Source organism: Yinghuangia aomiensis, from assembly GCF_039542225.1.
Lineage (GTDB): Bacteria > Actinomycetota > Actinomycetes > Streptomycetales > Streptomycetaceae > Yinghuangia > Yinghuangia aomiensis.
Genome location: NZ_BAABHS010000004.1, coordinates 293,598 through 319,814 on the forward strand (window position 1 = coordinate 293,598; position 26,217 = coordinate 319,814).

Below are 26,217 nucleotides of genomic sequence, written 5' to 3' on the forward strand. Positions count from 1 at the left end.
ACGGCCCGCGGGAATGGCCCGCCACCGCCCTCTCCGCGCGCGTATACGCGTGTACCGCCGTCTGTCGCAGCCCCACTGCCCGGTTAGGCTGCTTGGGCCCGACTCTGATCCGGTCTGATCTGGAAGACGACCCCCGTGACTCGCTCGCAGCATCCGATACCCGGCGCAGTGCACCCGCTCGACCGGGACGGCCTGCGTGGCCGGGTCAACGACGCCTTGGCGGCGTTCATGGACCGGCAGTCGGCGGTGCTCGCCGATGTCGGCGAGGGGATGGCGCCGGTCGCGGAGGCACTTCGGGATTTCCTGGTGGACGGCGGCAAGCGGCTGCGCCCCGGCTTCTGCTATTGGGGCTGGCGCGGCGCGGGCGGCGTGGACGCGGGGCCGGCGGGCGACGCCGCGGTCCGGGCGGCGACGTCGCTGGAGTTGCTGCAGGCCAGCGCGCTGATCCACGACGACCTGATGGACAGCAGCGACACGCGGCGCGGCAAGCCCGCCGTGCACCGGCGGTTCGAGGCGCTGCACCGGGCGTCGGGGTGGTGCAGCAACGCGGCGGGCTTCGGCGAGGCGGCCGCGGTGCTGCTGGGCGACCTGTGCCTGTCGTGGTCGGACGAGATGTTCTCCGGCAGCGGGGTGGACCCGGCCGCGCTGGCCGCCGCGAAGCCGCTGTTCGACGTGATGCGGACCGAGGTGATGGCCGGGCAGTACCTGGACGTCCTCGAGCAGGCCATGGGCGGCGGGTCGGTGGAGCGGTCGCGGCGGGTGATCCGGTTCAAGTCGGCGAAGTACACGATCGAGCGGCCGCTGCATGTCGGCGCGGCGCTGGCGGGGGCGGGGCCGGAGCTGCTGGTGGCGTACTCGGCGTACGGGCTGCCGCTCGGCGAGGCGTTCCAGCTGCGCGACGACGTGCTCGGGGTGTTCGGCGACCCGGCCGAGACCGGCAAGCCGGCGGGGGACGACCTGCGCGAAGGCAAGCGCACGGTGCTGCTCGCGCTGGCCGCCGAGCGCGGCACGGCGGCGCAGCGCCGGATCGTCGACGAGCTGCTCGGCGACCCGGCGCTGGACGATGCCGGGGTCAAGGACCTCCAGGGCGTCATCGCCGGCACCGGCGCGCTGGCCGAGGTCGAGGCGATGATCGGCACGCTCACCGAGCGGGCGCTGGCGGCCCTCGACAGCGCGGCGGTCACGGCCGATGCGCGGACGGTGCTGCACGAGTTGGCCGAGGCGGCGACGGTTCGGCGGGTGTGAGCCGACCGGGCGCGACCCGCACGACGGTGGTGGACGAGGCGGCCGTGTTTGCCACGACCAGCCGCGTGCCGTCCGCGGATCCGCGGAGGATCACCGTGTGACCGGCGGTCCGGCTGCGGACGGTCCAGGTGGGGCACCCGTTGCGGTCCTCGGCCTCGGTCGGCCCCGCGGGCCGGGTCGGCGGAACCTGCGGCGCGCTCTGCCCGGGCTTCTCCGCCGCCGTGCCGTGTCCCGGCGTCGACCGGTTCGGGGTGCCCGCGCCGGCCCTGGTCCCCGACGGATCGTTGCTGCCCTTTCGCGACGGCGACCCTGAATCCGGCACCCGTGCCGGGGACGTCGCCGTTCCGGTCCTGCCGGGCGTGTTCGCCCGGCCGTCGCCGCCGGCCCTGTCTCCCGTGCTCCGTCCGCCCGTGGTGCCCGTCGGCTGCCCGGATCCGGTGCGCGGTCCCGCTGCGGCTCCGCCGTCGCGTCCGCGGTCGCCGGCGTCCGGCCCCGTTCCCGGAGTGGTCGTCGGCGCACCGCCGTTCCCCGGCGCCGCCGCGCTCGCCTCGGCGCCGGCCGCCGTCGGCGGCGCCGCCATCCGGACCGGCTCCGCGGGTTCCGTGGCCGCCGTCCGCAGCATCTCCGGCGGGAAGCGGCCGATCAGGAAGATCACTCCGAGGCAGATCCCCAGCGCGAGCAGCGGCGCCATCAGCCCGCCGCGTTCGCCCTCGCCCCGAGCCCCGCCCGCCCCCGCGTCCATACCCGTGCCCCCGCCCGATTCCGGAATCCGCTCCCCTGTCCCCGCACCGGCCCCGCCGCCGTCCCTGGGTGGCGGAACGATCGGTCTCGGCGGTAAGGCACCCGGCGCGTCGTCGGCCGCGCCGTCTTCTTCCGCGGTCGGCCCGGTCGCCGGGGCCTCGCCGAGCGGGACGGCCACCAGGCGCGGGGACGGGACGACGGTGTCGCCGAGGCGGGACGGCGAGGTCGACGCGAGCAGGATGCTGTCGTACGCCGAACCCGCCCGGCGTCGGTCAGTCGAGCTGTTCATGCGCGAAGTCTGGCCACTTCGGAAGCGTGATCACAGGGGTATCGCGCATGCCGCGCGCCCATTCACCCTCGGGTCCACCCGGATGGCGCACGTTTTCTGTCGTTTGCCGCTCGATTGCGGCACGATTCGGGTTCGCTTGGCCGTCGGTTGCGGGTCCGAACGGGATCACCCGCGGCGCCGGAGGAATGCCCCGGGCCCGGTCACCACCGCACCAGCACTACCATCGGCGTGCGCGTCCCGGCCCAGTACTCGGCCGCGTCGCGCAGCAGCTCCCGGATGCGGTCCCAGTCGTCCGTGTTCCGGTCGGCAAAGGTGCGCCACCGGTCGACGACGATCACGCGCCGTGCGGGTTCGGGCAGGAGTGTGTCGTCGGTGAGGCAGTCCCACAGGGCGTCCCAGTTGCGGCCGAAATACGCGGGTAGCGACAGTCCGGCGGCGAACGCGTCCATCGCCCCGGCTTTGTCCCGCGCGTCGCGCAGGTCGACGACGGCGCTCGACCACCCGTGGGTGCGGGCCGACGCGGTGAGGACGTCGACCGGGGCGGCGTCGTGGACGTCGGCGAGGTCCGGGGGCAGGAGTCCGGACGTCCATGCGGTCGCGTTGCGCAGCTCGTGCCACGCGTTGACGTCGCGCCAGGGGGTCACGGCACGATCACCCGGAACGTGGCGTAGTGGTCGGACGTGTAGTAGCGCTCCCCCGCGTTCCCGGCGATGATCCGCCGGGCGCCGCGGTCGTCCGACCCGGGGGTGTCGACGGTGTATTCGCGGTAATAGCCGCTCTTCTCCTTCGGCAGGCGCCCTTCGCGGTTGCCGAAGACCGTGCCGTCCTTGGTGTACGGGAACGGCCCGCCGGCTTCGATCCGCCGCAGCGTGGTCTGGGCTTCGGGGGGCAGTTGGGCCGCCGCCACGGTGGTCATACCCGGCGGCACGGACACCGGGCGCGACGTGCTCGGCCCGAACGGGCTCGGTGAATGCGTCGCGTCCCGCGGCGCGGTACTCGGCGCGGCCGCCGATGCCGGCGTCCCGCTCGTCGCCCCGGGGCTGTTGGCCTCGCTGCCGCCCCGGGTGAGCCCGATGACCAGCGCGATCGCCGCCACCGCCGCGAGCAGCGCGGCGGCGAGGACCATGCGGGGCTTGCCCGACATTCGTGACATCCCGTTCATGACGGGGATGGTGGCACGCACCGGGGCAGCGGGGGTGGATGGGACACGCGGGGAGAAGCGCGGTCTGAGGGCGGGCCGGGCCTCGGTATCGCCCGGCCGCCCTCGCGCCGTCGTCTACTCCCCCGCCAACCGCCGCACGAACTCCCGGGTCGCGGCTCCCGGGTCCTCGGCCTCGGTGATCGCGCGGACCACGACGACCCGGCGGGCCCCCGCGGCGAGGACCTCGTCGAGGTTGCCCAGGTCGATGCCGCCGATGGCGAACCACGGCCGGGCCGGCCGGAGCGACGCCGTGTAGCGGACCAGGTCCAGGCCCGGTGCCGGGCGCCCCGGTTTGGTCGGGGTCGGCCAGACCGGGCCGGTGCAGAAGTAGTCGACACCGGGCTCGGCGAGCGCGGCGTCGACCTCGGCTTCGGCGTGTGTGGACCGCCCGACGACCACCTCGTCGCCGAGGATCGCGCGGGCGTGCGGCACGGGCAGGTCGTCCTGGCCGAGGTGGAGGACGTCGGAGCCCGCCGCGTGCGCGACGTCCGCGCGGTCGTTGACGGCGAGGAGCCGGCCGTGCCGCCGCGCGGCGTCCGCGAAGACTTCCAGGTGGGCCAGTTCCTGCTTGGCCTCCAGGCCGGTCTTCTGCCGCAGCTGGACGATGTCCACGCCCGCGGCCAGCACGGCGTCCAGGAACTCGGGCAGGTCGCCCTGCTTCTCCCGGGCGTCCGTGCACAGGTACAGGCGGGCCGCGTCGAGGCGGCCGCGGATGTCCGTCATACCGCGAGGGCCTGGGCGCGGCGGCGTACCTCGGTCTTGCGGTTGCCGCGGAGCGCGTCGATGGGGGTGCCGGGCAGCGACTCGTCCGGCGTGAAGAGCCATTCGAGGATCTCGCGGTCGGAGAAGCCCGCGTCCTCCAGCACCGTGAAGGTCCCGGTGAGGCCCTTGACGGTGGCGTTGTTCTGGATGAACGCGGCGGGCACCTGGAGGCTGTTGTTCTCCCCGCGGCGGACGGCGAGGATCTGCCGGTCCTTGAGGAGCTGCCGGATCCGGGTCACCTCGACGCCGAAGATCTCGGCGAGGTCCGGGAGGGTCAGCCAGTCGGCGATGAGTTTTTCGATGGTCGTGTCGGTCTCGCTCACGGCTCCAGAATAGGGCCCTGCGACGTACGGGAATCCCGTGCTTTCCGACGAGATCCCCGCGCGTCGCGGCGGCTCAGGCCGTGCCGTCGGCCCGCTGGACGTCCTTGAGCGCGGTGCCGATGTCGGCGAACTTGGCCTTGTCGACCGCGGCGCCGGTCTGCACGAGCTTGCGGCCCTGGGCCAGGTCGCGCGGCCGGGCGACGGTGATCAGTGCGACGAGGGTGTCGCCGGCGAACCAGCCGGCGCTCCACTTGCCGTCCTCGCCGGGGCCGCGGACCACGAGTTCGTCGTCGGGGCCGTGGTGGCCGACGTACTGGATCATGCGGCCGAACTGGTCGGACCAGAAGTACGGCACCGGGTCGTACGCCGCGTCGCCGCCGGCCAGGTTCGCGGCGACGGTGCGGGGCCCGTGCAGGGCGTTGTCCCAGTGCTCGACGCGCAGGCGGGCGCCGTAGCGGGCGGACGGGAAGACGACGCAGTCGCCGACCGCGTAGACGTCGGGGTGCGACGTGCGCAGGTGGTCGTCGACGACGACGGCGCCGCGCGGGTCGAGGTCCAGGCCGGAGCCGGCGAGCCACCCGGTGTCGGGGCGGACGCCGATGCCGACCACGACGGCGTCGGCGGGGAGCCGGGTGCCGTCGGCGAGGTGGACCGCGCCGGGTTCGAGGCGGTCGACGCGGGCGTTGAGGAGGAGTTCGACGCCGGCCTCGGCGTACCACGGGACGAAGCGCGTGCCGATGTCGTCGGGGAAGGCACCCGCGAGCGGCGCGTGCAGCGCTTCGACGACGGTGGTGCGGCAGCCGAGCGCGGCCGCGGAGGTGGCGACTTCGGCGCCGATCCAGCCCGCGCCGACGACCACCACGTGCGCGCCGGGGGTGAGGGCGGCGCGGAGGCGGCGCGCGTCGTCGAGGGTGCGCAGGGTGTGGACGCCGTCGACGTCGGCCGCGCCGGGCAGGTTGACGACCTGCGAACCGGTCGCGATCACGAGCCGGTCGTAGGCGAGCGGGCCCGCGTCGGTGTCGACCTCGCGGTCGGCCGGGCGGAGCCCGGTGGCGGCGCGGCCCAGGAGCAGCTCGACGCCCAGGGCGTCCCAGTCCGCTTCGAAGGTGGAGTCGTCGGTCTTGCCGCCGAGGACCTCCTTGGACAGGGGCGGGCGGTCGTACGGCTTGTGCGGCTCGGCCCCGAGCAGGGTGATCCGGCCGGTGTAGCCCTGTTCGCGCAACCCCACGACAGTCTGCAGGCCGGCCATGCCGGCACCCACGACAAGCACGTTCTCCATGCGGGGAACCTTAGGGGTCGACACGTGTACGGCCGACGACGAAGAGTTTGATTGAGGCAAGGATCACGTACCGGGACCTCCGCACCCAGTCCGACAATCCGACGATTCCGGCCGGAGGTAGGGTTGAGTCCTCACGGGAGCCCGGTGGGACCGGGCTGAGAGGGGGGCTGCGAGCCCCCGACCGTCCGAACCTGATCCGGGTCATGCCGGCGCAAGGGAGTGTGTCCACCAGCCATGGCTTCTGCGAGCCCGAGCCCCTCGGCCTCCCCCGATGTCCTCGTCGTCGGCGCCGGCGTCATCGGCCTCTCGATCGCCTGGCGCGCCGCCCGCCGCGGCCTCACCGTCGTCCTCGCCGACCCGCAGCCCGGCCGCGGCGCCTCGCACGCCGCCGCGGGCATGCTCACCCCGGTCTCCGAACTCCAGTACGGCGAAGAGTCCCTGCTCCGCCTCAACATGGACTCCGCGGCCCGGTACCCCGCCTTCGCCGCCGAACTCGAGGAGGCCTCCGGACTCCCCTCCGGCTACCGCGCCTGCGGCACCCTCGCCGTCGCCCTCGACGCCGACGACCGTGCCGTCCTCAAGGACCTCCACGCGTTCCAGTCCCGCCTCGGCCTCGCCTCCACCTGGCTGACCAGCCGCGAATGCCGCCGCTTCGAACCGATGCTCTCCCCCGCCGTCGCGGGCGGCCTGCACGTCGAAGGCGACCACCAGATCGACAACCGCCGCCTCGTCGCCGCGCTCCTCGCCGCCTGCGAACGCGAACCCGGCGTCACCCTGCGGCCCGCCCGCGCCACCGCTCTCCTCACCGCCGGCGACCGCGCGACCGGCGCCCGCCTCGACGACGGCACCGACGTGTCCGCCGGCCAGGTCGTCCTCGCGGCCGGCTGCTGGTCCAACGCCGTCGAAGGCCTGCCGCCCGGCCTGCTGCCGCCCATCCGCCCGGTCAAGGGCGAGATCCTGCGCCTGCACGTCCCGGACGCCTACCGGCCGTTCCTCAGCCACAACGTCCGCGGCGTCGTCAAGGGCGGCAGCATGTACCTGGTGCCGCGCGCCGACGGCGAACTCGTGATCGGCGCCACCGAGAACGACCTCGGCTACGACACCGAGGTCACCGCCGGCGGCGTCTACGAACTCCTCCGCGACGCCCGCGAACTCGTCCCCGGCGTCACCGAACTCCCGCTCGTGGAAACGCACGCGGGCCTGCGCCCCGGCACCCCGGACAACGCGCCGCTGATCGGCCGCACCGGCCTCGACGGCCTGATCGCCGCCACCGGCCACTACCGGCACGGCATCCTGCTGACCCCCGTCACCGCCGACGCCGTCGCCGAACTCCTCGCCGACGGCACCGTCCCCGACGTCGTCCGCCCCTGGGGGCCCGCGCGCTTCACCGCCACCACCGGCAAGGAGCTGTCCTACGCATGACCGTCGAGCCCGCCCACACGATCTCCGTCAACGGCGAACCCCGCCCGCTCGCCGCCGGCACCACCGTCGCCGCGCTCATCGCGACCATGACCTCGGCCACCAAGGGCGTCGCCGTCGCGGTCAACGAGGACGTCGTGCCGCGCAGCAAATGGGCGTCCACGCTGCTCGACGCCGGCGACCGCGTCGAGGTCCTCACCGCCGTCCAGGGCGGCTGACCCCCCGACCACCCCGAACACCCCACCCCCACACGCCAAGGAGGACGGCAATGACGCACGCGACCGCGGACGACAAGCTCCAGCTCGGCGGCGAGGTCTTCTCCTCCCGGCTGATCACCGGCACCGGCGGCGCGCCGAGCCTGGACATCCTGGAAGCCGCGCTGGTCGCGTCCGGCACCGAGATGACCACGGTCGCGATGCGCCGGCTCAACCCGCGCACCACCGGCTCCGTCCTCGACCTGCTGCGCAAGCTCGGCATCCGGCCCCTGCCGAACACCGCCGGCTGCTACACCGCCGGCGAAGCCGTGCTGACCGCCCGCCTCGCGCGCGAAGCGCTGGAGACCGACTGGGTGAAAGTGGAGGTCGTCGCCGACGAGCGGACCCTGCTGCCGGACACCGTGGAACTCGTGGACGCCGCCGAACGGCTCGTCGACGACGGCTTCGTCGTCCTCGCCTACACGAACGACGACCCGGTCGTCGCCCGCCGCCTGGAACAGGTCGGCTGCGCCGCGGTCATGCCGCTCGGCTCGCCGATCGGCTCCGGCCTGGGCATCCGCAACCCGCACAACATCCGGCTGATCACCGAGCAGGCGACCGTGCCGGTCGTCCTCGACGCGGGCATCGGCACCGCGTCCGACGCCGCCCTCGCCATGGAACTGGGCTGCGACGCCGTCATGCTGGCGTCCGCGGTGACGCGCGCCCAGGAACCGGCGCTGATGGCCGCGGCGATGCGCAGCGCCGTCGACGGCGGGCGGCTCGCCTACCGGGCCGGGCGGATCCCGATGCGGCACTACGCGGAAGCGTCGTCGCCGACCGACGGCCTCGCCGAAATCCCGGCATTCTGACCCCGACACCCCGGCTCTCCGACGCAGGCTGCGGCCGCCGCGGCATGGCGAGGCCCACGTTCCGTGACCGGAACCGGACGGTCCTGCCACTCGTCGGGGACTACGTGACCGTAAAATCCCTGGCGTGGACATGACGAATGACGACCCGATCGTCGGGCGCGTGCTCGACGGCCGTTACCGGGTCCGGGCCCGGATCGCGGCGGGCGGCATGGCCACCGTCTACCGTGCCGAGGACATGCGTCTGGACCGCACGGTCGCGGTGAAGGTGATGCACCCGGCGATGGCCGCGGACGCGTCCTTCACCGACCGGTTCATCCGCGAGGCCAAGGCCGCCGCGCGCCTGGCGCACCCCAACGTGGTCGGCGTGTTCGACCAAGGACACGACGGCGACGTGGTGTTCCTCGCGATGGAGTACGTCGAAGGCCGCACGCTGCGTGAACTCCTCCAGGACCTCGGCACGCTGACCCCGCGCGAAGCGTTCGGCGTACTCGAACCGACGCTGGCCGCGCTCGGCGCGGCGCACCGCGCCGGCTTCGTGCACCGCGACGTGAAGCCGGAGAACGTGCTGATCTCCGACGACGGCGGCATCAAGGTCGCCGACTTCGGACTGGCGCGTGCGACCGCGACGGCGGCATCCGCGGCGACCGGCAAGGTCCTGGTCGGGACGGTGGCATATCTGGCGCCGGAGCAGATCGAACGCGGCGCGGCATCGCCGACGTCGGACGTGTATGCCGCGGGCATCCTCCTCTACGAGATGCTGACGGGCCGTCAGCCGTATCAGGGGCGCTCCGCGGTCGAGATCATCTACAAGCACGTGCACGAGGACGTCCCGCCGCCGTCGATAGCGGTGCCGGGCCTGCCGCCCGCACTGGACGGGCTGGTCGCCGCGGCCACCGACCGGGACCCCCGGCACCGTCCCGCGGACGCCGACGAGTTCCTCGCGCTGGTGCGCCGCACCCGGCAGCACGCGATGACCGAGACCGAACTCGACTTCGGCGCGGCCGAGCGCGTCCTGCCGCCGCCCCCGCCGAACACGTACGCGCCGGAGCCCGAGCCGGTCGCCCTCCACCAGCCCGCCTACACGCCGGGCCCGCCCGCGGGCCCGGAACCCGAGCCGGCCGACGCGAACCTCACCCGGCAGGTGGAGATCCCGCTGGACTTGGGACCGTTGGGCCTGTCGACCGAGTCGATCCTGGACGAGCACCCGTACGGCGGCCATCACGGCTACGACGACGACGGCTACGCCACCCCGCCCGACGGCACCCCCGACGCCTACGACGCCAAGGGCGGCGCTCCCGGCCGCAGGCGCCGCCGCGGGCCCGGCCGCGGCGTGATCGCGCTGCTGGTCGTCCTGGCGGTCGCCGCGACGATCGGCGTCGTGGCGTGGAAGCTCGGCGCCGGGCAGTCGGCGAAGGTGCCCGCGGTGGTGAACGAACAGGCCGCGGACGCGCAGCGCAAGCTCAAGAACAGCGGCCTCAAGTTCCGCGTCGAGGAGGAGTTCAGCGAGACGGTCGCGTCGGGTGCGGTCATCGCGACCGATCCGCAGGCGGGCCGGTCGGTGGACAAGGGCTCGACGGTGCTGCTGCGCGTTTCGCGCGGGCCGGAGCGCTATGCGGTGCCGCAGGTCGACGGGCAGACCGTCGACCAGGCGCGGCAGGCCGTCACCGACGCCAAGCTCGTGGTCGGGAAGATCGTGCAGCAGGACGACGCGCGGCCTCCCGGACAGGTCGTCTCCGCGTCGCCCGGCTTCGGCACGCTGGTGTCGCCGGGGACGACGGTGGACCTGACGGTCAGCCGCGGCCTGCCGGTGGCGCTGCCGGTGCTGACCGGGCGTACCGAGCAGGAGGCCCGCGACGCGCTGACGCCGAGCGGCATCCAGCTGGTCGTCGACCCGAACCAGGTGTTCTCGAACGACGTGCCGGCCGGGCGCATCGCGTCGCAGACGCCGCCGCAGGGCAGCCCCGTCTATCCGGGGGCGACCGTGACCGTGCAGATCTCCAAGGGCCAGGACATGGTCCTGGTGCCGAAGGTCGACGGGATGAGCGAGGACGAAGCCAAGGCCGCGCTGACCGCGGCCGGGTTCCAGGTCGAGTCCAACACGGTGTTCCCGCTGGGCCCGAAGAAGGTCACCAGCATGAGCCCGGGCGGCAACAACATGGCGCCGCGCGGATCGAAGGTCACCATCAACATCTTCTGACGCGCGGGCGACCGCGCGCCGTGTACCGCCGGGGGCGGCGGGCCCGTCAGAGTTCGGGTCCGTCGCCTTCGCGTTCCTGGTAGGAGTAGCGCTGCTCCTGCCACGGGTCGCCGATGTTGTGGTAGCCGCGTTCCTCCCAGAACCCGCGCTTGTCGACCACCATGTACTCGATGCCGCGGACCCACTTGGGGCCCTTCCAGGCATACAGGTGCGGCACGATCAGCCGGACCGGGAAGCCGTGTTCGGCGGTCAGCGGCTCGCCGTCGTGGTGCGTGGCGAACATGGCGCGCTCGGTGGCGACGTCGGTGATGCGCAGGTTGGAGCTGAATCCGTATTCGGCCCACACCATCACGTGCGTGACTTCGGGGGCGGGCGGGGCTATCTCGAGGAAGGTTTCGGCGGCGACACCGCCCCACTCGTTGCCGAGCATGCTGAACTTGGTGACACAGTGGAAGTCCGCGACCACGGTGGTGCGCGGCAGCGCGGAGAACTCCTCGTAGTTCCAGCAGTGCTTGTCGCCCGACGCGGTGGCGCCGAACACCCGGAAATCCCAGGTGTCGGGCTTGAAGCGGGGCACCGGGCCGTAGTGCAGGACCGGCCAACCCCGCTGGAGGCGCTGGCCGGGGGGCAGTCGGGGGTCCATGGCGTCCATGCTCCCAGACCGCCCGCCCCGCCCACGACGCGGGCTGATGGAAGGCAAGCCTTCCCTTCGTGGAATCAAAGCCGCATGGGGTGACAGGATTCACATAAACCCCATTCGTTTCCGTCGGAAGGTGACTTGCGATGCACGGCGACCCGCAGATCCTCGAACTGCTCAACGAGCAGTTGACCGCCGAGCTGACCGCCATCAACCAGTACTTCCTGCACGCGAAACTCCAGGAGCACTGGGGCTACACCAAGCTCGCGCAGTGGACCCGGCACGAGTCCTTCGACGAGATGAAGCACGCCGAGAAGATCACCGACCGGATCCTCTTCCTGGAGGGCCTGCCGAACTACCAGCGGCTGAACGCGCTGCGCATCGGCCAGACGCTGGAGGAGATGTTCCGCGCCGACCTCGCCGTCGAGATGGAGGCGATCGAGCGCCTGCGCTCCGGCATCCTCGTGATGCGCGAGAAGGGCGACGCGACCTCGGCGAACATCTTCGAGGACATCCTCGCCGACGAGGAAGAGCACGTGGACTACCTGGAGACCCAGCTCGACCTGCTGAAGAAGCTCGGCGAGCCGCTCTACATCGCGCAGCTCATCGAGCAGCCCGAAAGCTGATCCGGCCGCGTCCCGGACCCGCGCCGCGAGGCGTCCGCGGGGACGTGACGCACACCTCTCTTCACCTGCCGCCGGGGGTGAGGTTACCCTTACCTTAGTAACCTCACCCTTGGGGGACGGCCCGTGTACGTGTGCATCTGCTTCGGCGTGACCGACAGCCAGGTCAGCGCCCAGATAGACGACGGCGCCCGCAGCATGCGCGAGATCGCCGCGTCCTGCCGCGCCGGCACCGACTGCGGCCGCTGCGTGAAGACGATCTGCTCGATGATCCCCCGCGACGAGAGCCGCTCCTGCGGCGGCTGCACCCCGCGCTGCGGCAAGGTGTGCCGCGCCGAGAAGCCCGGACACGCCGCCGCCGACGCAGCCGACCGCACCAGCGTAAGCCTCCCGATCCCGGTCGTCCCCGTTCCGCTGACGATTGTGGCGACCGACACCGCTGCCTAGCCGGCCGCCGTCTGACCGGCCGCCGCACCCACCAGGTCCGACACCAGGACGATCTCGAAGCCCTTCGCCCGCAGCCCCGCCACGATCTTCGGCAGCGCGTCCGCGGTGTGCGCGGCCGGGCCCAGCGAGTTGTGCATCACCACGACCGACCCGTTCTTCACCTTCGCCAGCACCGTCGCGGCGATCTTGTCGCCGGTCGCGCCGTCCGCGTCGCCGCTGACGACGTCCCACTGCACCGGCATGACCCCCGTCGACGCGATCGCCCTCAGCGCCGCCTTGTCGTAACAGCCGCCCGGGAAACGGAAGTACGGCACGGTCCGCGCCCCCGGAACCGCCTTCAGCCGCTCGAACGGCGCCCGCACCTCCGCCGCCATCTCGTTCTCCGGCACGTGCCCGAGCCCGTAGCACTGCCCCGCGAACCCGCGGTGCGTCAGCGAATGGCTCGCCACCTCGAACAGCGGATCGGTCGCGATCCCCTTGGCCTCCTGCGGATAGGTGTCGATCCACAGCCCGGTCATGAAGAACGTCGCCGGGACCTTCAACCGCCGCAGATCCGCCAGCAGCGCCGTGTTGTCGTACGACGCGGTCTTGCCGGTCCGCAGCCGCTCCTGCATCCCCGCCGTCATGTCGCTGTCGAACGTCAGCGCCACCCGCGGCTTGGCCCGCGGACCGTTGTCGAACACCGCCGGCAGCCCGTCCGGGCCGAGCGGCAGCGTCTTCGCCCCCGGGATCCCGCCCGCCCCGGCCGGCACGACCGGGACCGGGCTGCCGGACGCCGGAGCGCTGCCCGGCGCACCGGGCGCCCCGCGCGCACCCGGCCCGTCCGGCGCCGGACTCGACGCCGCGGCCTTCGGCGTGCCCGCACCACCGCCGGAACACCCGGCCAACGCGACGAGCAGTGCTGCGGCGAGTAACGCCGCGAAGCCGGTCCCCCGGCTCCCCCGTCCCCCGAGACTCCCCCGAAAGCGCCCCCGTGTGTGCGTCACGCGGCGGCCTCCACGACCGCTTCGGCAGCCTTCGCGGCCGCGGACGCGTCGACGTCCAGGTGCGTGACGATGCGGATCAGACGCGGGCCGAACACGCTGACCAGCACACCCGCGGCCCGGCAGCGCTCCGCCACCGTCGCGGCGTCCGGCCGCGGCTCGGACAGCCGCACCAGCACCAGATTGGTCTCCGGGGCGACGACGTCCAGACCCGCGTCGCCCAGCGCGTCCGCGATCAGGCGCGCATGCACGTGGTCGTCGGCGAGCCGGGCGATGTGGTGGTCGAGCGCATACAGGCCGCCCGCGGCGAGGATGCCCGCCTGCCGCATCGCCCCGCCCATGCGGTGCCGCATCCGGCGCGCCTCCGCCATCCGGTCGGCGGGCAGCAGCACCACCGACCCGGCCGGGGCGCCGAGGCCCTTCGACAGGCAGACGGCCAGGGTGTCGAAGAGTTCGCCGTACGCGGGCAGCGGCGTGCCGGTGGCGACGTGCGCGTGCCAGATGCGGGCCCCGTCGCAGTGCAACGCGACACCGGCGTCCGCGGTCAGCTCGCGGATCGCCCGCAGCTGCTCGATCGGGTACACCGAGCCGCCGCCGCGGTTGTGGGTCTGCTCGACGGCCACCGCGCGCGTGCCGACGGTGTGCGCGTCGCCCGGGCGCAGCAGTCTGCCGACGTCCGCCGGTTCCAGCAGGCCGCGCGGACTCAGCGCGGTCCGGGTCTGGATGCCGCCGTGCCACGCCGCCGCGCCGTCCTCGTGCGCCACGATGTGCGCGTCCGCATCCAGGACCAGTTCCTCGCCCGGGGCGACGGACAGCCGCACCGCGATCTGGTTGGCCATCACGCCGGTCGGCGTGAACAGGCCGGCGTGGCGGCCCCCGAACAGGGCCGCGACGCGGTTCTCCAGGGCACGGACGGTGGGGTCCTCGCCGTAGACGTCGTCGCCGACCTCGGCATCCGCCATGGCGGCGCGCATCGCGGGGGCGGGCCGGGTGACGGTGTCGCTGCGCAGATCAATCACAGGGGCCAGCCTGCCATCCGGACACGGCGAAGGGGCGCCCGCGCGACCGCGGACACCCCTTCGCCGGAACTCTCCGGCACTTCGCCGATGCGGCTCAGTGGCCGCGGTACATCTCCGCCACCAGGAACGCCAGGTCGAGCGACTGGCTGCGGTTGAGCCGCGGGTCGCACGCCGTCTCGTAGCGCTGGTGCAGGTCGTCGACGAAGATCTCGTCGCCGCCGCCCACGCACTCGGTGACGTCGTCGCCGGTCAGCTCGACGTGGATGCCGCCCGGGTGGGTGCCGAGGCCGCGGTGCACCTCGAAGAAGCCCTTGACCTCGTCGAGGACGTCGTCGAAGCGACGGGTCTTGTGGCCGCTCGACGCCTCGAACGTGTTCCCGTGCATCGGGTCGCACACCCACGCGACCTGCGCGCCGGACGCGGTGACCTTCTCCACGAGCGTCGGCAGCACGTCGCGGACCTTGCCCGCGCCCATACGGACGATGAACGTCAGCCGGCCGGGCTCACGCTCCGGGTCGACCTTGTCGATCAGCGCGAGGGCGTCTTCCGGCGTGGTCGTCGGGCCCAGCTTGACGCCGATCGGGTTGCGGATCCGGGACGCGAACTCGACGTGCGCGCCGTCCAGTTGCCGGGTGCGCTCGCCGATCCACACCATGTGGCCGGACACGTCGTACAGGTCGCCGGTGCGCGAGTCGACGCGGGTCAGCGCCGACTCGTAGTCGAGGATCAGCGCCTCGTGCGACGCGAAGAACTCGACGGTGCGGAACTCCTCCGGGTCGACGCCGCACGCGTGCATGAAGCGCAGCGCGCCGTCGATCTCCGCCGCCAGTCGCTCGTAGCGCTCGCCGGACGGGGACAGGGCCACGAAGTCCTGGTTCCAGGCGTGCACCTGGCGCAGGTCGGCGTAGCCGCCGGTGGTGAACGCGCGCACCAGGTTCAGCGTCGCGGACGACGCGTGGTACATGCGCTTGAGCCGCTCCGGGTCCGGGACGCGGGCCGTTTCGGTGAACGCCAGGTCGTTGACCGCGTCGCCGCGGTACGTCGGCAGCGTGACGCCGTCGCGCGTCTCGATCGGCTGCGAGCGGGGCTTGGAGTACTGCCCCGCCATACGGCCGACCTTGACGACCGGCACGGATGCCGCGTAAGTGAGGACGACGGCCATCTGCAGCAGGGTCTTGAGCTTGTTGCGGATCGCGTCGGCGGTGTTGCCCGCGAACGTCTCGGCGCAGTCGCCGCCCTGGAGCAGGAACGCCTCGCCGCGCGCGACCGCGGCCAGCCGGCCGCGCAGCTGGTCGCACTCGCCCGCGAACACCAGCGGCGGATAGGACTCGAGGTCCGCGAGCGCAGCACGCAGGGCCTCGGTGTCCGGCCACTCGGGCTGCTGCGCAGCCGGGAGGGTCCGCCAGGTCTGGATCTCGTTCGCAGTCACCCACCCAAGATAAACAATCGGGCAAGGCATTTAGGACCTTGCCCGACAGGCGAGACGCAGGTCACTGACCAGGAGTTTCGGGACGGGGGGCGGGCAGCGGCGGGGCCACCCGGGCGAATGCCGGGGCCACGTGGCACGGACGTCGCGGGCCGATGCGGCGTGACCTGCGGATCCTTTCCCGCACCGCGGCCGCCCGCCGCGGCGCGCGGCCTGTCGGCGCCGCGGTACTTCTCCCCTGCCCGCTCTCCCCGCTACAGTGCTCCCGTGATCTCGCCCCGACTCAGTTCCTGGTGGTGGCCCCGCACTGCGGCGGCCACTGTCCTGCGCGATCGCTGAAGCTTCGATCCGACGGCCGCCCGCAAGGGCGGCCGTCGGCGTTTCCGGACCTGGTCCGGGGGGTGCGGCGGGGCCCGGCGGGCGGCCCCGCCTCTCGGGAGTACCCGCTGTGACGTCCCCCTCCGCCGCCGCCCTGCTCGCCCCGCTCTTCGCCGCCGCGCCGCCGCCCTTCGCGCTGATCCGCCGCGAGGGCTCCGACACCGTCGACCTGCTGCTCGGCGACGTGGTCGAGGCGCCGTCGCTCGACGCGATCCCGCTGCCGGACGGCGCGCCCGCGCACGGGCCGCGGCACGACGTGCTCGCCCTGATCCCGTACCGGCAGATCCGCGAGCGCGGCTTCGAAGCCGACGACGACGGCACCCCGCTGCTGTGCCTGCGCATCGCCGAGCAGCACGCGCTGGCCTACAACGACGTCCTCGCCGCCCTCCCCGACACCCCGGTGGCCCTGGCCGGCGGCGGCTTCGACGTGGACGACGCGACGTACGCGGGGATCGTCGAACGCGTCATCGCCGACGAGATCGGCCGCGGCGAAGGCGCGAACTTCGTCATCCGCCGCGACTACCGCGACCGCATCGCCGACTACTCGCCCGCCACCCCCGGCACGCTGCTGCGCCGGCTGCTGACCCGCGAGTCCGGCGCGTACTGGACGTATCTGATCCACACCGGCACCGGCGGCGTCACGCTGGTCGGCGCCAGCCCCGAGCGGCACGTGAGCGCCATCGGCGGCGACGTCGTCATGAACCCGATCAGCGGCACCTACCGCTATCCGGCCGCCGGGCCGGACAAGGACGGCCTGCTGGCGTTCCTGCGCGACGGCAAGGAGGTCGACGAGCTGTTCATGGTCGTCGACGAAGAGCTGAAGATGATGAGCGAGGTGTGCGACCTCGGCGGCCGGGTGCTCGGCCCGTACCTGAAGGAGATGGGCCACCTCGCGCACACCGAGTACGTGCTGCGCGGCCGCAGTTCGCTGGACGTGCGGGCGGTGCTCCGCGGCACGATGTTCGCGCCCACGGTCACCGGCTCGCCGCTGGAGAACGCGTGCCGGGTGATCCGCCGCCACGAGCCGACCGGCCGCGGCTACTACTCGGGCGTCGTCGCGCTGATCGGCCGCGACGCCGAAGGCCGCCAGACCCTCGATGCGCCGATCCTCATCCGCACCGTCTACCTGGCGCCCGACGGCTCGCTGCGCGTCCCGGCCGGGGCGACGCTGGTGCGGCACTCGGACCCCGCCAACGAGGTCGCCGAGACGCACGCCAAGGCGGCCGGGGTGCTGGCCGCGCTGGGCGTCGTCCCCGCCTCGCGGCGCCCGGCCGCCGACGGCGCGCCGGTGCGGTTCGCCGACGACCCCGAGATCGCCCGGCTGCTGGCCGCCCGCAATGCCGGGCTGGCCCCGTTCTGGCTCACGGCGCGCGACGACGACGCGCTGCGGGCCCCGGAGCTGGCCGGGCGCCGGGTCCTGGTGATCGACGGCGAGGACACCTTCACCGCGATGCTCGCGCACCTGCTCCGCACGCTCGGGCTGCGGGTGGACCTGATGCCGTACGACGAGGTGTCCGCGCGCCGCGTCACCGAAGCCGAACTGCTGCTCGTCGGCCCCGGCCCGGGCGACCCGCGGCACGTCCTGGACCGCAAGATGCGCACGATGGGCGCCGCGGTGCGGCGGCGCCTGGACGCGGGCGGGCCGATGCTGGGCGTGTGCCTCGGCCACCAGCTGATCGCCGCCGAACTGGGCCTGGAGCTGGTGCGCAAGCACACGCCCTACCAGGGCAAGCAGGTGGGGATCGACTTCTTCGGCCGGAACGAGAAGGTCGGTTTCTACAACACGTTCAGCGCGGTGGAGCCGCGGCGCGCGCCCTACGGGCTGGAGTTCGCCGCCGACCCGGAGTCCGGGCAGATCCACGCCATGCGAGCGAAGGGGCTGCGAGTCGCCGGTGTGCAGTTCCACCCCGAATCGGTGCTCACCGCGAACGGGATCACCATCGTGCGGGAGGTGCTGGGCGCGCTGTGACGTGCCGAGACGGCCGTGTCCCCGGATCCCGCGAGGGGATCCGGGGACACCGGGGACTGCCGTGCCGCCGGCCGGGCTAGGGGCGCCGGCCGAGCAGTCCGACCAGGCGGTCCTGCACCGGCGCGTCGTCCGGTACCGGCACGGGCGGGGCGAAGACGCCGTAGCCCTGCCAGGAGGCGACGTGCGGGGACATCGCGTCGTAGACGGCCTGGGCGAGGTCCGGGTCGACGCCGTCGTCGGCGCCGATGCCGCGAGCCAAGTCCCAGGCGTGCACGGTCAGATCGCTGATCATCTGCCAGGCGTACTCGGGTGCCGGGGTCAGTCCGGCGCTGGTGTGCACCGCGCGGTCGAGCGCCCCGTCGGCGTGGAACGCCGCACGGGATTCCTCCGCGGCGCGCTCCCAGGTGCGGACCGGGTTGTCGCCGAGCACGTCGCCGTCGAAGCGGTCGCCGACCTCGGCGAGCGACTTGCCGGCGAACAGCTCGGGGGCCCACAGGTGTTCGGCTGTCACGTGGTTGACGAGGTCGCGCACGGACCAGTCCGTGCACGGCGTGTCCGCGCCCCACTGGTCGGGGCCGACCTGGTGGACGCGCGAGTCGAACTCGCGCATGGCCCGGTCGAAAGCGTCGAGGATGTCCATCAGCCGAACAGCGTCTTCGCTTCGTCGTACAGCGACGGCGGCACGGTCTTCAGCTCCCGCGTCGCCTCCTGCAGCGGCACGGTGACCACGTCGACGCCGCGCAGCGCGACCATCTGCCCCCATGCGCCGTCGTGCACGGCGTCGATGGCGTGGAAGCCGAACCGGGTGGCGAGCCAGCGGTCGAACGCGGTCGGGGTGCCGCCTCGCTGCACGTGGCCGAGGACGGTGGTGCGGGCTTCGTGGCCGGTGCGGCGTTCGATCTCGGCGGCCAGCCAGTCGCCGATGCCGGACAGCTTGACGTGCCCGAACGCGTCGAGGCTCTGGTCCTTGGTGACCATCTGCCCGTCCAGCGGGACGGCGCCTTCGGCGACCACGACGATCGGCGCGTAGTTGGTGCGGAACCGGCTCTCCACCCAGCCGCACACCTGCTCGATGTCGAACTGCTGCTCGGGGATGAGGATGACGTTCGCGCCTCCCGCCATGCCCGAGTGGATGGCGATCCAGCCCGCGTGCCGGCCCATGACCTCGACGATGAGCACCCGGCGGTGCGATTCGGCGGTGGTGTGCAGGCGGTCGATGGCCTCGGTGGCGATGTTGACCGCCGTGTCGAAGCCGAACGTGTAGTCGGTCGCGCCGAGGTCGTTGTCGATCGTCTTGGGCACGCCGACGACCTGCACGCCGTGCTCGTGCAGCCGGGTCGCGACGCCGAGGGTGTCCTCGCCGCCGATCGCGACCAGCGCGTCGACCTCCAGCTTGGCGAGGTTCTCCCGGATCTTCTCGACGCCGCCCTCGATCTTCATCGGGTTGGTGCGCGACGAGCCGAGGATGGTGCCGCCGCGCGGCAGGATTCCGCGGACCGCGGGGATGTCGAGGGTCTGGGTGTCGGCTTCGAGGGGGCCGCGCCAGCCGTCCCGGAAGCCCACGAAGTCGTAGCCGTAATCCGTGACGCCCTTGCGGACCACCGCCCGGATCACCGCGTTGAGGCCGGGGCAGTCGCCCCCACCGGTGAGAACGCCGACGCGCATACAGCTCCCCTTCGCCTTGCCGAGGACGGAACGGGCACGCCCGGACACAAGCCCGAAACGGCCACCACCCCCAACCTACCGCGTGACACACGCCACACCGGGCCGCCGCGATCCCGTTCGGGCCCACTCGAAAGGGGTGTCTTCGGGGCGCCTTGCGGCGGGCTGTGCCGGGGGCCCGGCACCCCTAAGGTGCTCGTCATGACTGTGCTTGCGATCGATGCCGGAACCACCGGGGTGACGGCCCTGGTGGTGGCCGAGGACGGCGGGGTTCTGGCACGCGGGTACCAGGAGTTCCAGCAGCACTTCCCCGAGCCGGGCCGGGTCGAGCACCAGCCGGAGGAGATCTGGCAGGCCGCGCTCCAGGCGTGCCGTGAAGCGCTCGCGGGCGCGGGGCGGCGGCCGACCGCGGTCGGCATCACCAACCAGCGCGAGACCGCGGTGCTGTGGAACCGGCGCACCCTGGCGTCGCCGCGGCGGGCGATCGTGTGGCAGGACCGGCGGTCGGCGGAGGTGTGCCGCACACTGGCCGGGCAGGGGCACGAGCCGCGGGTCGCGGAGCTGACCGGGCTGCGGCTGGACCCGTACTTCACCGCGACGAAGCTGGCCTGGCTGGCCGAGCACGATCCGGCGGTGTGGCGGGAGGTCGAGGCCGGGCGGGTCGCGGTCGGCACCGTCGACTCCTACCTGGTGGCGCGGATGACGGCGGGCCGCGAGCACGTCACCGACGCGTCGAACGCCTCGCGGACGCTGCTGTTCGACATCACCGCGGGCGCGTGGTCCGAGGAACTGTGCGCGCTGTTCGGCGTGCCGATGGCGGCGCTGCCGCGCGTGGTGCCGTCGTACGGGACCGTCGCCCGGACCGACCCGGACACGTTCCTCGGCCTCGACCTGCCGATCGCGGGCATCGCGGGCGACCAGCAGGCGGCGCTGTTCGGGCAGGCGTGCCATGCCCCCGGCGATGTGAAGTGCACCTACGGCACGGGCTCGTTCGTGCTCATCAACACCGGCGCGGAGCCGGTGCGTTCATCGGCCGGGCTGCTGACCACGGTGGCGTGGGGCGCACCCGACGGGAAGCTCACCTATGCCCTCGAAGGCTCGATCTTCGTGACGGGCGCGGCCGTCCAGTGGCTGCGCGACGGCCTGGGCATCATCGGCAAGGCCGCCGAGACCGAGCCGATCGCGCGCACCGTCCCCGACTCCGGCGGAGTCGTCTTCGTCCCGGCGCTCACCGGCCTGGGCGCGCCCGACTGGGATCCGACCGCCCGCGGCACCATCCTCGGCATCACCCGCGGCACCACCCGCGCCCACCTGGTCCGCGCGACCCTCGAAGCCATCGCCTTCGAGGTCCGCGACGTCGTCGACGTCATGACCTCCGACGCGGGCCTCGACCTGCGGTGCCTCAAGGTCGACGGCGGCGCCTCCGAGAACGACCTCCTGTGCCGCATGCAAGCCGACCAGCTCGGCGCCGTGGTGGCCCGGCCCAAGGTCCGCGAAACCACTGCCCTCGGCGCCGCCTTCCTCGCCGGCCTCGGCACGGGCCTCTGGTCCACTCCCGAAGAAATCGCCACCACCTGGCAACTCGACGCCGAATTCACCCCGGGCCACCGCGACGACCACGCCTACGACAAGTGGCGCCTGGCGGTGGAGAAGGCGAAGGGCTGGGCGGTCTAGGTCGATCCGTCAGTCGAGGCCCAGGAGCGCAGGCACGTCGACCTGCACGACGAAGTGCTCGCCGACCGGGATCTCAGCAGTCCCCGATACCCGGCCTGTCTCCTTGTAGGCGCCGCCCGCAAGCGTGTGCACGATCAACTCCGGGGTTGCGGTCGCAGGCTCCAAACGCCAGTAGTGCTCTAGGCCGAGTTCGGCATAGGCACCAGGCTTCAGGTGCCTATCGACCATGGCGTTGCTCGGCGAGACGATCTCCACGATGAGCAACACGTCTTCCATGGACACGGCCACCGGCCCATTGCGCACGGCTTCGGCGTCCGCCACCACGATGTCGGGGATGAAGAGTTCGTCGGCCGTCCGCACGTTGACCGCTTCGGCGATCCCGAACGGCGATTTCGCGGCGCGGATACCGGACTTGATCTGCACAGTCAGCTCGAACGAAGCAACCTGGTGCAGCCACGACGGCGAAGGAGACACGATGAGGGCACCGCCTACCAGCTCGATGCGGGAGCGCCTGTCGTGCTGGTTGCGGTCGAGAAGCTCGTCGACGGTCCACGAACCCAGGTGGCCTTCGAGACGACCACCCGGCGGACCCACGCGGTCGTCGATCAACGGACCATCGTGGTATTCGAGGGTCTCTCCGCGGGCTTCGGCATCGCTTGCCTTGCTTGCGGTCATGACACTCACCTGCACCCTCCGATCCGGGTTTCCAGCATCGCATGCGCTTCGGACGAGGCAGACGATTCCGCAGATCTACACCCCGGACGGCGCCTTTGCGTGACCGTCACACTACAGAGTGCATCACAGTTCGATAACACGCGCGTTCGAAGAACAACTAGTCGTCCAGTCCGCGCTCGATCGCATAGCGCACCAGCTCCACGCGGTTGTGGAGCTGGAGCTTGTTCAGGGTGTTCTGGACGTGGTTCTGGACCGTGCGGTGGGACAGGACCAGGCGCTCCGCGATCTGCTTGTAGGACAGGCCCTTGGCGACCAGGCGGAGGACTTCGGTTTCGCGGTCGGTGAGGCGCGGGGCGGCGGGTTCGCGGGTGCCGGCCGGGGCGGGGTTGGTGGCGATGCGGCGGAATTCGCCGAGGACGAGGCCGGCGAGGCCGGGGGTGAAGACCGCGTCGCCTTGGGCGGTGCGGGCCACGGCGTCGAGGAGTTCCGCGGCGCTGGCGGACTTGACGAGGTAGCCGGTCGCGCCGGCCTTGACGGCTTCGAGGACGTCTTCCTGCTCGCCGCTCGCGGACAGCACGAGGATCCGCACCGACGGGTCGTTCTTGACGAGTTCGCGCGCCACCTCGTCGCCGCTGAGCTTGGGCAGATTGAGGTCGAGGACGACGACGTTGGGCGCGGTCGCCTTGGCGCGGCGGACCGCCTCGGGCCCGTCGCCCGCGGTGGCGACGACGTCGTATCCGGCCGCGGCGAGGTCGCGGGCCACCGAGTCGCGCCACATCGGGTGGTCGTCGACCACGAGCACCCGGATCGGGGGCTTGTCCGGTGCGGTCTCGGTCATCGCGGGACACCTCGCGGGATGCGTTGCGGTCGGCACGGCCGCCGACCGGTCGGAAGTCTTCTCACAGCGACGGATGCTGACGCATCGTCAAGGCAGTTGGGCCCGCGACGAACCTAGCGGAACCGGCTACCGTACGGCGGCCGCCGGGCGCGGCAGCCGCAGTTCGACCTCGGTGCCCTGTCCGGGGACCGAGGTCAGGAACGCCGTCCCGCCGACATCGCGCAACCGGCCTTCGATGGACTGCGAGACGCCCAACCGCCCGGCGGTGCGTGCTTCTTCGAGCCGTCCGGCGGGGATGCCCGGCCCGTCGTCGCGCACGCTGACGATGATCTCGTCGGGCTCGTCCTCCAGCAGGATCCACGCCCGCGCCTCGTCGCCCGCGTGCCGCCACACGTTGTCGAGCGCCGCCGACGTCGCCGCCGCGATCTCCCGCGCCACCGGCATGGGCAGCAGCACCGGGGTCCCGGGCGACGCCACGGTGACCCGGGCGCCCGCGAACCGGCCGATCAGCGTGCGCAGGTCGGCGCGCGCCGCCTCGCCGCCTGCGCCGGAGCCCGGCAGGTCGACGTCTTCGAGTTCGGCCGGCGCGTCGGAGATGAGCTGCCGCAGGGCGACTTCCTGCTCGCCGGCGAGCCGCCCCAGTTCGGCCGCCTCGCCGCCGATTTCCGCGCCGCGCCGCTGCACGAGGGCGAGCACCTGCAGCACGCTGTCGTGGATGTCGCGGGCGAGGCGTTCGCGTTCGCGGGTGGCGGCTTCGAGCTGGAGGGCCCGGGCGAGGGCGCGTTCGCTGGCGCGGGCGAGTTCGACGACGTAGCCGATCGCGGTGGCGGCGAGCATCATCAGCACGATGTTGTGGGCGTTGCTCTGCGCTATGGCACCGCGCTCCGCGATGTTCGCGGCGCCGGTGGCCAGCGCCGCGATCGCCCCCGTCGGCCAGCCGCCCTTGACCGCCCATGCGAGGACGGGCGCCGACGACCACACCGTCGGCAGGGTCAGCGCGCCTTCGTGGACGCGCGCTATGTCGTCGAGCCACCGGGTGGCCAGCACGCTGCCGACGGCCAGTGCGAGGTCGACGCCGAGGATCGGCCAGCCGCGCATCTCGGGCTTTTCGAAGGCGTAGGCGGTGAAGGCCGTCCACAGCAGCAGCACGATGAGGACCGCCCAGCCGCCGAGCGGGTAGCGGTATTGGCCGGAGACGCCGATGAACTGCGCGAAGGCGTATCCGAGCGCGAGGAACCGGAACACCGACAACGCGCGCCACAACGGCTGTTCGATCGACACTGCGTACCTCCCCCGGCCTGTCCGGCGCGTCGATGGTACGAGGCAGCGGCGCGGTCGGGCAGAGGCGTCTCAGGCCGGGACATCGGCCCGGGTCGAACCCGTCTCAGTCGGAGCCGTCTCAGTCGGAGCCGTCGCTGCGGCGGCGGCGCAGCTTGGCGAAGATCCCGCGGCGCGCGGGCTCGGCGTCCTCCGTCGGCTCTTCCTCCGCGGCCTGCGCTTCCTGCGCGGCCTTCTCCGCCGCGATCTCCGCCTCTATGCGCTGGACTTCGGCGCGTTCGGCCTTCTCTTCGGCGCGTTCGGCCTTCTCCGCGGCGGCGACCTGCTTGCGGGCTTCCGTGGCGGCCTTCTTGGCGTCGGCCGCGTACACGTCGACGTACTCCTGGCCGGACAGCTCCATCAGCGCGTAGACGATCTCGTCGGTGATCGAGCGCAGGATGAACCGGTCGTCCTCCATGCCCTCGTAGCGCGAGAAGTCGAGCGGCTCACCGATCTTGATGCCGACGCGCATGATCTTCGGGATGACCTTGCCGGGCGGCTGGATCTTCTCGGTGTCGATCATGACGACCGGGACGACCGGGGCGCCGGACTCCAGCGCCATCCGCGCGATACCGGTCTTGCCGCGGTACAGCCGCCCGTCGGGCGAGCGCGTGCCCTCCGGGTAGATGCCCAGCAGGTGCCCCTGCCCGAGCACCTTCAGTCCGGCGTTCAGCGCGGCCTCGCTCGCCGAGCCGCCGGTGCGGTCCACGGGCAGCTGGCCGACGCCCTTGAAGAACGCCGCGGTCAGCCGTCCCTTGACGCCGCGCCCGGTGAAGTAGTCCATCTTCGCGAGGAAGGTGACCCGGCGCGGCAGCATCGCGGGCAGGAAGAAGGAGTCCGAGAAGGACAGGTGGTTGCTCGCCAGGATCGCCGGCCCGCGCTCCGGTACGTTCTCGCGCCCCTGGACGTCGGGGCGGAAGAAAATCCGCAGCAGGGGGCCGATGATGGCCTTCATCAGCCGGTAGAACAACCGTGACCTCCTCGGGAACCGAGTCGAACCCTAAGGCACTCCCCGGTCGTGCGTCGCCTGGCCGGGCGTACGCGGCTGTACGGTGTGCGCACGCGCGTGGGACCATGCCCGTGGGCCCGGCCCTGATGAGCACGTCCCCAACACGTCCACGAACCGTCCGGTGGGAAGTCCCGTGGGAAGCGGAAGGAGCCGCCCGGTGTCGATCCTGCCTGGCGCCGAGCCGTATCGGCACGACGGAGGCCGTATCGGCTTCCTGTTGAGCCACGGCTTCACCGGGACGCCGCAGTCGATGCGTCCGTGGGCCGAGCACCTCGCGGAGGCCGGCCTGACCGTGTCGGTGCCGCTGCTCCCCGGGCACGGCACGCGCTGGCAGGACATGCAGCTGACCACGTGGCCGGACTGGTACGCGGAACTCGACCGCGCGTTCGACGCCCTGCGCGCCCGCTGCGACCACGTGTTCGTCGGCGGCCTGTCGATGGGCGGCACGCTCGCGCTGCGGCTGGCCGAGCAGCGCGGTGCGGACATCGCCGGGCTGGTGCTGGTGAACCCGTCCGTGCACGCGGACGATCCGCGGTTGAAGGCACTGCCGGTGCTCAAGCACCTGGTGGCGTCGCTGCCCGGCATCGGGTCGGACATCCGCAAGGAAGGCGCCACCGAGCTGGCGTACGCGCGGATGCCGCTCAAGCCGCTGCACTCGCTGGCGAAGCTGTGGCCGCTGGTGCTGGCCGGGCTCCCGCAGGTGACGCAGCCGGTGCTGCTGTTCCGCAGCCCGCAGGACCACGTCGTGGCGCCGGCCAACGCGGAGACCGTGCTGGCGCGCATATCGTCCACGGATGTGACGACCGAGGTGCTGGCGGACAGCTACCACGTGGCCACGCTGGACAACGACGCCGAGCGGATCTTCTCGGGCAGCCTGGAATTCGTCCGCCGTCTCACCGCGTTGGACAGCTCGGACGGCAAAGCCGGCGCGGAGGACACCGACGCCCCGGACGCCCCGGACGACGCCGGGCATTCCGGTGCGCCGGAACCGTCCGGCACGGCCACCGCAGGCGACGGCAGGGACGACGCGAAGGACTGAGA

26 protein-coding genes and 1 riboswitch are annotated in these 26,217 nt (G+C 72.6%); of the genes, 10 read left to right on the forward strand and 16 right to left on the reverse strand.

Annotated features, from left to right (window positions below):
• Positions 1–135: 135 nt before the first annotated feature.
• Positions 136–1,245, forward strand: coding sequence for a polyprenyl synthetase family protein (locus ABEA93_RS07580; protein WP_345674531.1), 1,110 nt, complete (start codon positions 136–138; stop codon positions 1,243–1,245).
• Here ABEA93_RS07580 and ABEA93_RS07585 read toward each other — a convergent pair.
• From ABEA93_RS07585 to ABEA93_RS07610, 6 genes are all read right to left on the reverse strand, one after another.
• Entirely contained in the window at positions 1,181–2,275 is a 1,095-nt protein-coding gene (locus ABEA93_RS07585) for a hypothetical protein (RefSeq protein ID WP_345674532.1), read from the reverse strand. The two genes, ABEA93_RS07580 and ABEA93_RS07585, sit on opposite strands and share 65 nt — an antisense overlap.
• Positions 2,276–2,475: 200 nt before the next feature.
• Entirely contained in the window at positions 2,476–2,919 is a 444-nt protein-coding gene (locus tag ABEA93_RS07590) for a barstar family protein (protein WP_345674533.1), read from the reverse strand.
• Entirely contained in the window at positions 2,916–3,419 is a 504-nt protein-coding gene (locus ABEA93_RS07595; RefSeq protein WP_345674534.1) for a guanyl-specific ribonuclease, read from the reverse strand. Before ABEA93_RS07595 ends, ABEA93_RS07590 begins: the two co-directional genes overlap by 4 nt.
• A 132-nt stretch (positions 3,420–3,551) precedes the next feature.
• Positions 3,552–4,199 carry a thiamine phosphate synthase gene (gene thiE, locus ABEA93_RS07600; protein WP_345674535.1) on the reverse strand — a complete coding sequence of 216 codons (648 nt, stop codon included), beginning with the start codon at positions 4,197–4,199 and terminating at the stop codon, positions 3,552–3,554.
• Positions 4,196–4,561, reverse strand: coding sequence for an Rv2175c family DNA-binding protein (locus ABEA93_RS07605; protein ID WP_345674536.1), 366 nt, complete (start codon positions 4,559–4,561; stop codon positions 4,196–4,198). The genes thiE and ABEA93_RS07605 overlap by 4 nt, the downstream gene beginning before the upstream one ends.
• Before the next feature lie 73 nt (positions 4,562–4,634).
• Positions 4,635–5,840 carry an NAD(P)/FAD-dependent oxidoreductase gene (locus tag ABEA93_RS07610; protein ID WP_345674537.1) on the reverse strand — a complete coding sequence of 402 codons (1,206 nt, stop codon included), beginning with the start codon at positions 5,838–5,840 and terminating at the stop codon, positions 4,635–4,637.
• 123 nt (positions 5,841–5,963) lie between these two features.
• A riboswitch (TPP riboswitch) is annotated at positions 5,964–6,076 on the forward strand.
• On the opposite strand from ABEA93_RS07610, the gene thiO reads away from it, so the two are divergent.
• The 4 genes from thiO to pknB all read left to right on the forward strand — a co-directional run bounded on the left by thiO (position 6,075) and on the right by pknB (position 10,519).
• On the forward strand, positions 6,075–7,262 hold the full coding sequence (gene thiO, locus ABEA93_RS07615; RefSeq protein ID WP_345674538.1) for a glycine oxidase ThiO: 1,188 nt from the start codon (positions 6,075–6,077) through the stop codon (positions 7,260–7,262). It overlaps the preceding riboswitch by 2 nt.
• A complete protein-coding gene (gene thiS / locus ABEA93_RS07620; RefSeq protein WP_345674539.1) occupies positions 7,259–7,477 on the forward strand; it encodes a sulfur carrier protein ThiS in 219 nt (72 codons plus the stop codon). Before thiO ends, thiS begins: the two co-directional genes overlap by 4 nt.
• A gap of 50 nt (positions 7,478–7,527) precedes the next feature.
• Positions 7,528–8,322, forward strand: coding sequence for a thiazole synthase (locus ABEA93_RS07625; protein ID WP_345674540.1), 795 nt, complete (start codon positions 7,528–7,530; stop codon positions 8,320–8,322).
• 130 nt (positions 8,323–8,452) lie between these two features.
• Positions 8,453–10,519 carry a Stk1 family PASTA domain-containing Ser/Thr kinase gene (pknB, locus tag ABEA93_RS07630; RefSeq protein WP_345674625.1) on the forward strand — a complete coding sequence of 689 codons (2,067 nt, stop codon included), beginning with the start codon at positions 8,453–8,455 and terminating at the stop codon, positions 10,517–10,519.
• A 46-nt stretch (positions 10,520–10,565) separates the two neighbouring features.
• Here the strand turns inward: pknB and ABEA93_RS07635 are convergent, their stop codons facing one another.
• A complete protein-coding gene (locus ABEA93_RS07635; RefSeq protein WP_345674541.1) occupies positions 10,566–11,171 on the reverse strand; it encodes a sulfite oxidase-like oxidoreductase in 606 nt (201 codons plus the stop codon).
• Positions 11,172–11,302: 131 nt separating this feature from the next.
• Here ABEA93_RS07635 and bfr point away from each other — a divergent pair, with 131 nt between their 5' ends.
• Both bfr and ABEA93_RS07645 read left to right on the forward strand, forming a co-directional pair.
• On the forward strand, positions 11,303–11,782 hold the full coding sequence (gene bfr / locus ABEA93_RS07640) for a bacterioferritin (protein WP_345674542.1): 480 nt from the start codon (positions 11,303–11,305) through the stop codon (positions 11,780–11,782).
• 123 nt (positions 11,783–11,905) lie between these two features.
• A complete protein-coding gene (locus tag ABEA93_RS07645; protein ID WP_345674543.1) occupies positions 11,906–12,226 on the forward strand; it encodes a (2Fe-2S)-binding protein in 321 nt (106 codons plus the stop codon).
• Here ABEA93_RS07645 and ABEA93_RS07650 read toward each other — a convergent pair.
• The 3 genes from ABEA93_RS07650 to ABEA93_RS07660 all read right to left on the reverse strand — a co-directional run bounded on the left by ABEA93_RS07650 (position 12,223) and on the right by ABEA93_RS07660 (position 15,687).
• A complete protein-coding gene (locus tag ABEA93_RS07650; protein WP_345674544.1) occupies positions 12,223–13,212 on the reverse strand; it encodes a polysaccharide deacetylase family protein in 990 nt (329 codons plus the stop codon). The two genes, ABEA93_RS07645 and ABEA93_RS07650, sit on opposite strands and share 4 nt — an antisense overlap.
• Positions 13,209–14,228, reverse strand: a complete 1,020-nt coding sequence (locus ABEA93_RS07655) for a threonine aldolase family protein (protein WP_345674545.1) — start codon at positions 14,226–14,228, stop codon at positions 13,209–13,211. Before ABEA93_RS07655 ends, ABEA93_RS07650 begins: the two co-directional genes overlap by 4 nt.
• Before the next feature lie 94 nt (positions 14,229–14,322).
• Entirely contained in the window at positions 14,323–15,687 is a 1,365-nt protein-coding gene (locus ABEA93_RS07660) for a class II 3-deoxy-7-phosphoheptulonate synthase (protein WP_423531416.1), read from the reverse strand.
• 415 nt (positions 15,688–16,102) lie between these two features.
• Here ABEA93_RS07660 and ABEA93_RS07665 point away from each other — a divergent pair, with 415 nt between their 5' ends.
• Entirely contained in the window at positions 16,103–18,001 is a 1,899-nt protein-coding gene (locus tag ABEA93_RS07665; RefSeq protein ID WP_345674547.1) for an anthranilate synthase family protein, read from the forward strand.
• Between the two features lie 76 nt (positions 18,002–18,077).
• Here ABEA93_RS07665 and ABEA93_RS07670 read toward each other — a convergent pair whose 3' ends face one another.
• Positions 18,078–18,641 (reverse strand): TIGR03086 family metal-binding protein, encoded by a 564-nt coding sequence (locus ABEA93_RS07670; RefSeq protein WP_345674548.1) that lies wholly within the window; start codon positions 18,639–18,641, stop codon positions 18,078–18,080.
• On the reverse strand, positions 18,641–19,666 hold the full coding sequence (locus ABEA93_RS07675) for a 6-phosphofructokinase (RefSeq protein WP_345674549.1): 1,026 nt from the start codon (positions 19,664–19,666) through the stop codon (positions 18,641–18,643). Before ABEA93_RS07675 ends, ABEA93_RS07670 begins: the two co-directional genes overlap by 1 nt.
• Before the next feature lie 198 nt (positions 19,667–19,864).
• Here ABEA93_RS07675 and glpK point away from each other — a divergent pair, with 198 nt between their 5' ends.
• Positions 19,865–21,337: a glycerol kinase GlpK gene (gene glpK / locus ABEA93_RS07680; RefSeq protein WP_345674550.1), complete on the forward strand. Its 1,473-nt coding sequence runs from the start codon at positions 19,865–19,867 to the stop codon at positions 21,335–21,337.
• Positions 21,338–21,346: 9 nt separating this feature from the next.
• Here glpK and ABEA93_RS07685 read toward each other — a convergent pair whose 3' ends face one another.
• From ABEA93_RS07685 to ABEA93_RS07700, 4 genes are all read right to left on the reverse strand, one after another.
• Complete coding sequence (locus ABEA93_RS07685; protein WP_345674551.1) at positions 21,347–22,012, reverse strand: Uma2 family endonuclease; 666 nt, start codon at positions 22,010–22,012, stop codon at positions 21,347–21,349.
• Between the two features lie 157 nt (positions 22,013–22,169).
• Positions 22,170–22,850 carry a response regulator gene (locus ABEA93_RS07690; protein ID WP_345674552.1) on the reverse strand — a complete coding sequence of 227 codons (681 nt, stop codon included), beginning with the start codon at positions 22,848–22,850 and terminating at the stop codon, positions 22,170–22,172.
• A 126-nt stretch (positions 22,851–22,976) separates the two neighbouring features.
• Complete coding sequence (macS, locus tag ABEA93_RS07695; RefSeq protein WP_345674553.1) at positions 22,977–24,131, reverse strand: MacS family sensor histidine kinase; 1,155 nt, start codon at positions 24,129–24,131, stop codon at positions 22,977–22,979.
• Between the two features lie 118 nt (positions 24,132–24,249).
• Entirely contained in the window at positions 24,250–25,122 is an 873-nt protein-coding gene (locus tag ABEA93_RS07700) for a lysophospholipid acyltransferase family protein (protein WP_345674626.1), read from the reverse strand.
• A 211-nt stretch (positions 25,123–25,333) separates the two neighbouring features.
• On the opposite strand from ABEA93_RS07700, the gene ABEA93_RS07705 reads away from it, so the two are divergent.
• Positions 25,334–26,215, forward strand: coding sequence for an alpha/beta hydrolase (locus tag ABEA93_RS07705; protein WP_345674554.1), 882 nt, complete (start codon positions 25,334–25,336; stop codon positions 26,213–26,215).
• Positions 26,216–26,217: the final 2 nt, after the last annotated feature.

Excerpts from the sequence above, each read along its gene's own strand:
- ABEA93_RS07585 (WP_345674532.1), bottom strand. The coding sequence starts at position 2,275 with ATGAACAGCTCGACTGACCGACGCCGGGCGGGTTCGGCGTACGACAGC.
- ABEA93_RS07595 (WP_345674534.1), bottom strand. The coding sequence starts at position 3,419 with ATGTCGGGCAAGCCCCGCATGGTCCTCGCCGCCGCGCTGCTCGCGGCG.
- thiE (WP_345674535.1), bottom strand. The coding sequence starts at position 4,199 with ATGACGGACATCCGCGGCCGCCTCGACGCGGCCCGCCTGTACCTGTGC.
- ABEA93_RS07610 (WP_345674537.1), bottom strand. The coding sequence starts at position 5,840 with ATGGAGAACGTGCTTGTCGTGGGTGCCGGCATGGCCGGCCTGCAGACT.
- thiO (WP_345674538.1), top strand. The coding sequence starts at position 6,075 with ATGGCTTCTGCGAGCCCGAGCCCCTCGGCCTCCCCCGATGTCCTCGTC.
- thiS (WP_345674539.1), top strand. The coding sequence starts at position 7,259 with ATGACCGTCGAGCCCGCCCACACGATCTCCGTCAACGGCGAACCCCGC.
- ABEA93_RS07625 (WP_345674540.1), top strand. The coding sequence starts at position 7,528 with ATGACGCACGCGACCGCGGACGACAAGCTCCAGCTCGGCGGCGAGGTC.
- pknB (WP_345674625.1), top strand. The coding sequence starts at position 8,453 with ATGACGAATGACGACCCGATCGTCGGGCGCGTGCTCGACGGCCGTTAC.
- ABEA93_RS07635 (WP_345674541.1), bottom strand. The coding sequence starts at position 11,171 with ATGGACGCCATGGACCCCCGACTGCCCCCCGGCCAGCGCCTCCAGCGG.
- bfr (WP_345674542.1), top strand. The coding sequence starts at position 11,303 with ATGCACGGCGACCCGCAGATCCTCGAACTGCTCAACGAGCAGTTGACC.
- ABEA93_RS07660 (WP_423531416.1), bottom strand. The coding sequence starts at position 15,687 with ATGCCTTGCCCGATTGTTTATCTTGGGTGGGTGACTGCGAACGAGATC.
- ABEA93_RS07670 (WP_345674548.1), bottom strand. The coding sequence starts at position 18,641 with ATGGACATCCTCGACGCTTTCGACCGGGCCATGCGCGAGTTCGACTCG.
- ABEA93_RS07675 (WP_345674549.1), bottom strand. The coding sequence starts at position 19,666 with ATGCGCGTCGGCGTTCTCACCGGTGGGGGCGACTGCCCCGGCCTCAAC.
- glpK (WP_345674550.1), top strand. The coding sequence starts at position 19,865 with ATGACTGTGCTTGCGATCGATGCCGGAACCACCGGGGTGACGGCCCTG.
- ABEA93_RS07685 (WP_345674551.1), bottom strand. The coding sequence starts at position 22,012 with ATGACCGCAAGCAAGGCAAGCGATGCCGAAGCCCGCGGAGAGACCCTC.
- ABEA93_RS07690 (WP_345674552.1), bottom strand. The coding sequence starts at position 22,850 with ATGACCGAGACCGCACCGGACAAGCCCCCGATCCGGGTGCTCGTGGTC.
- ABEA93_RS07700 (WP_345674626.1), bottom strand. The coding sequence starts at position 25,122 with ATGAAGGCCATCATCGGCCCCCTGCTGCGGATTTTCTTCCGCCCCGAC.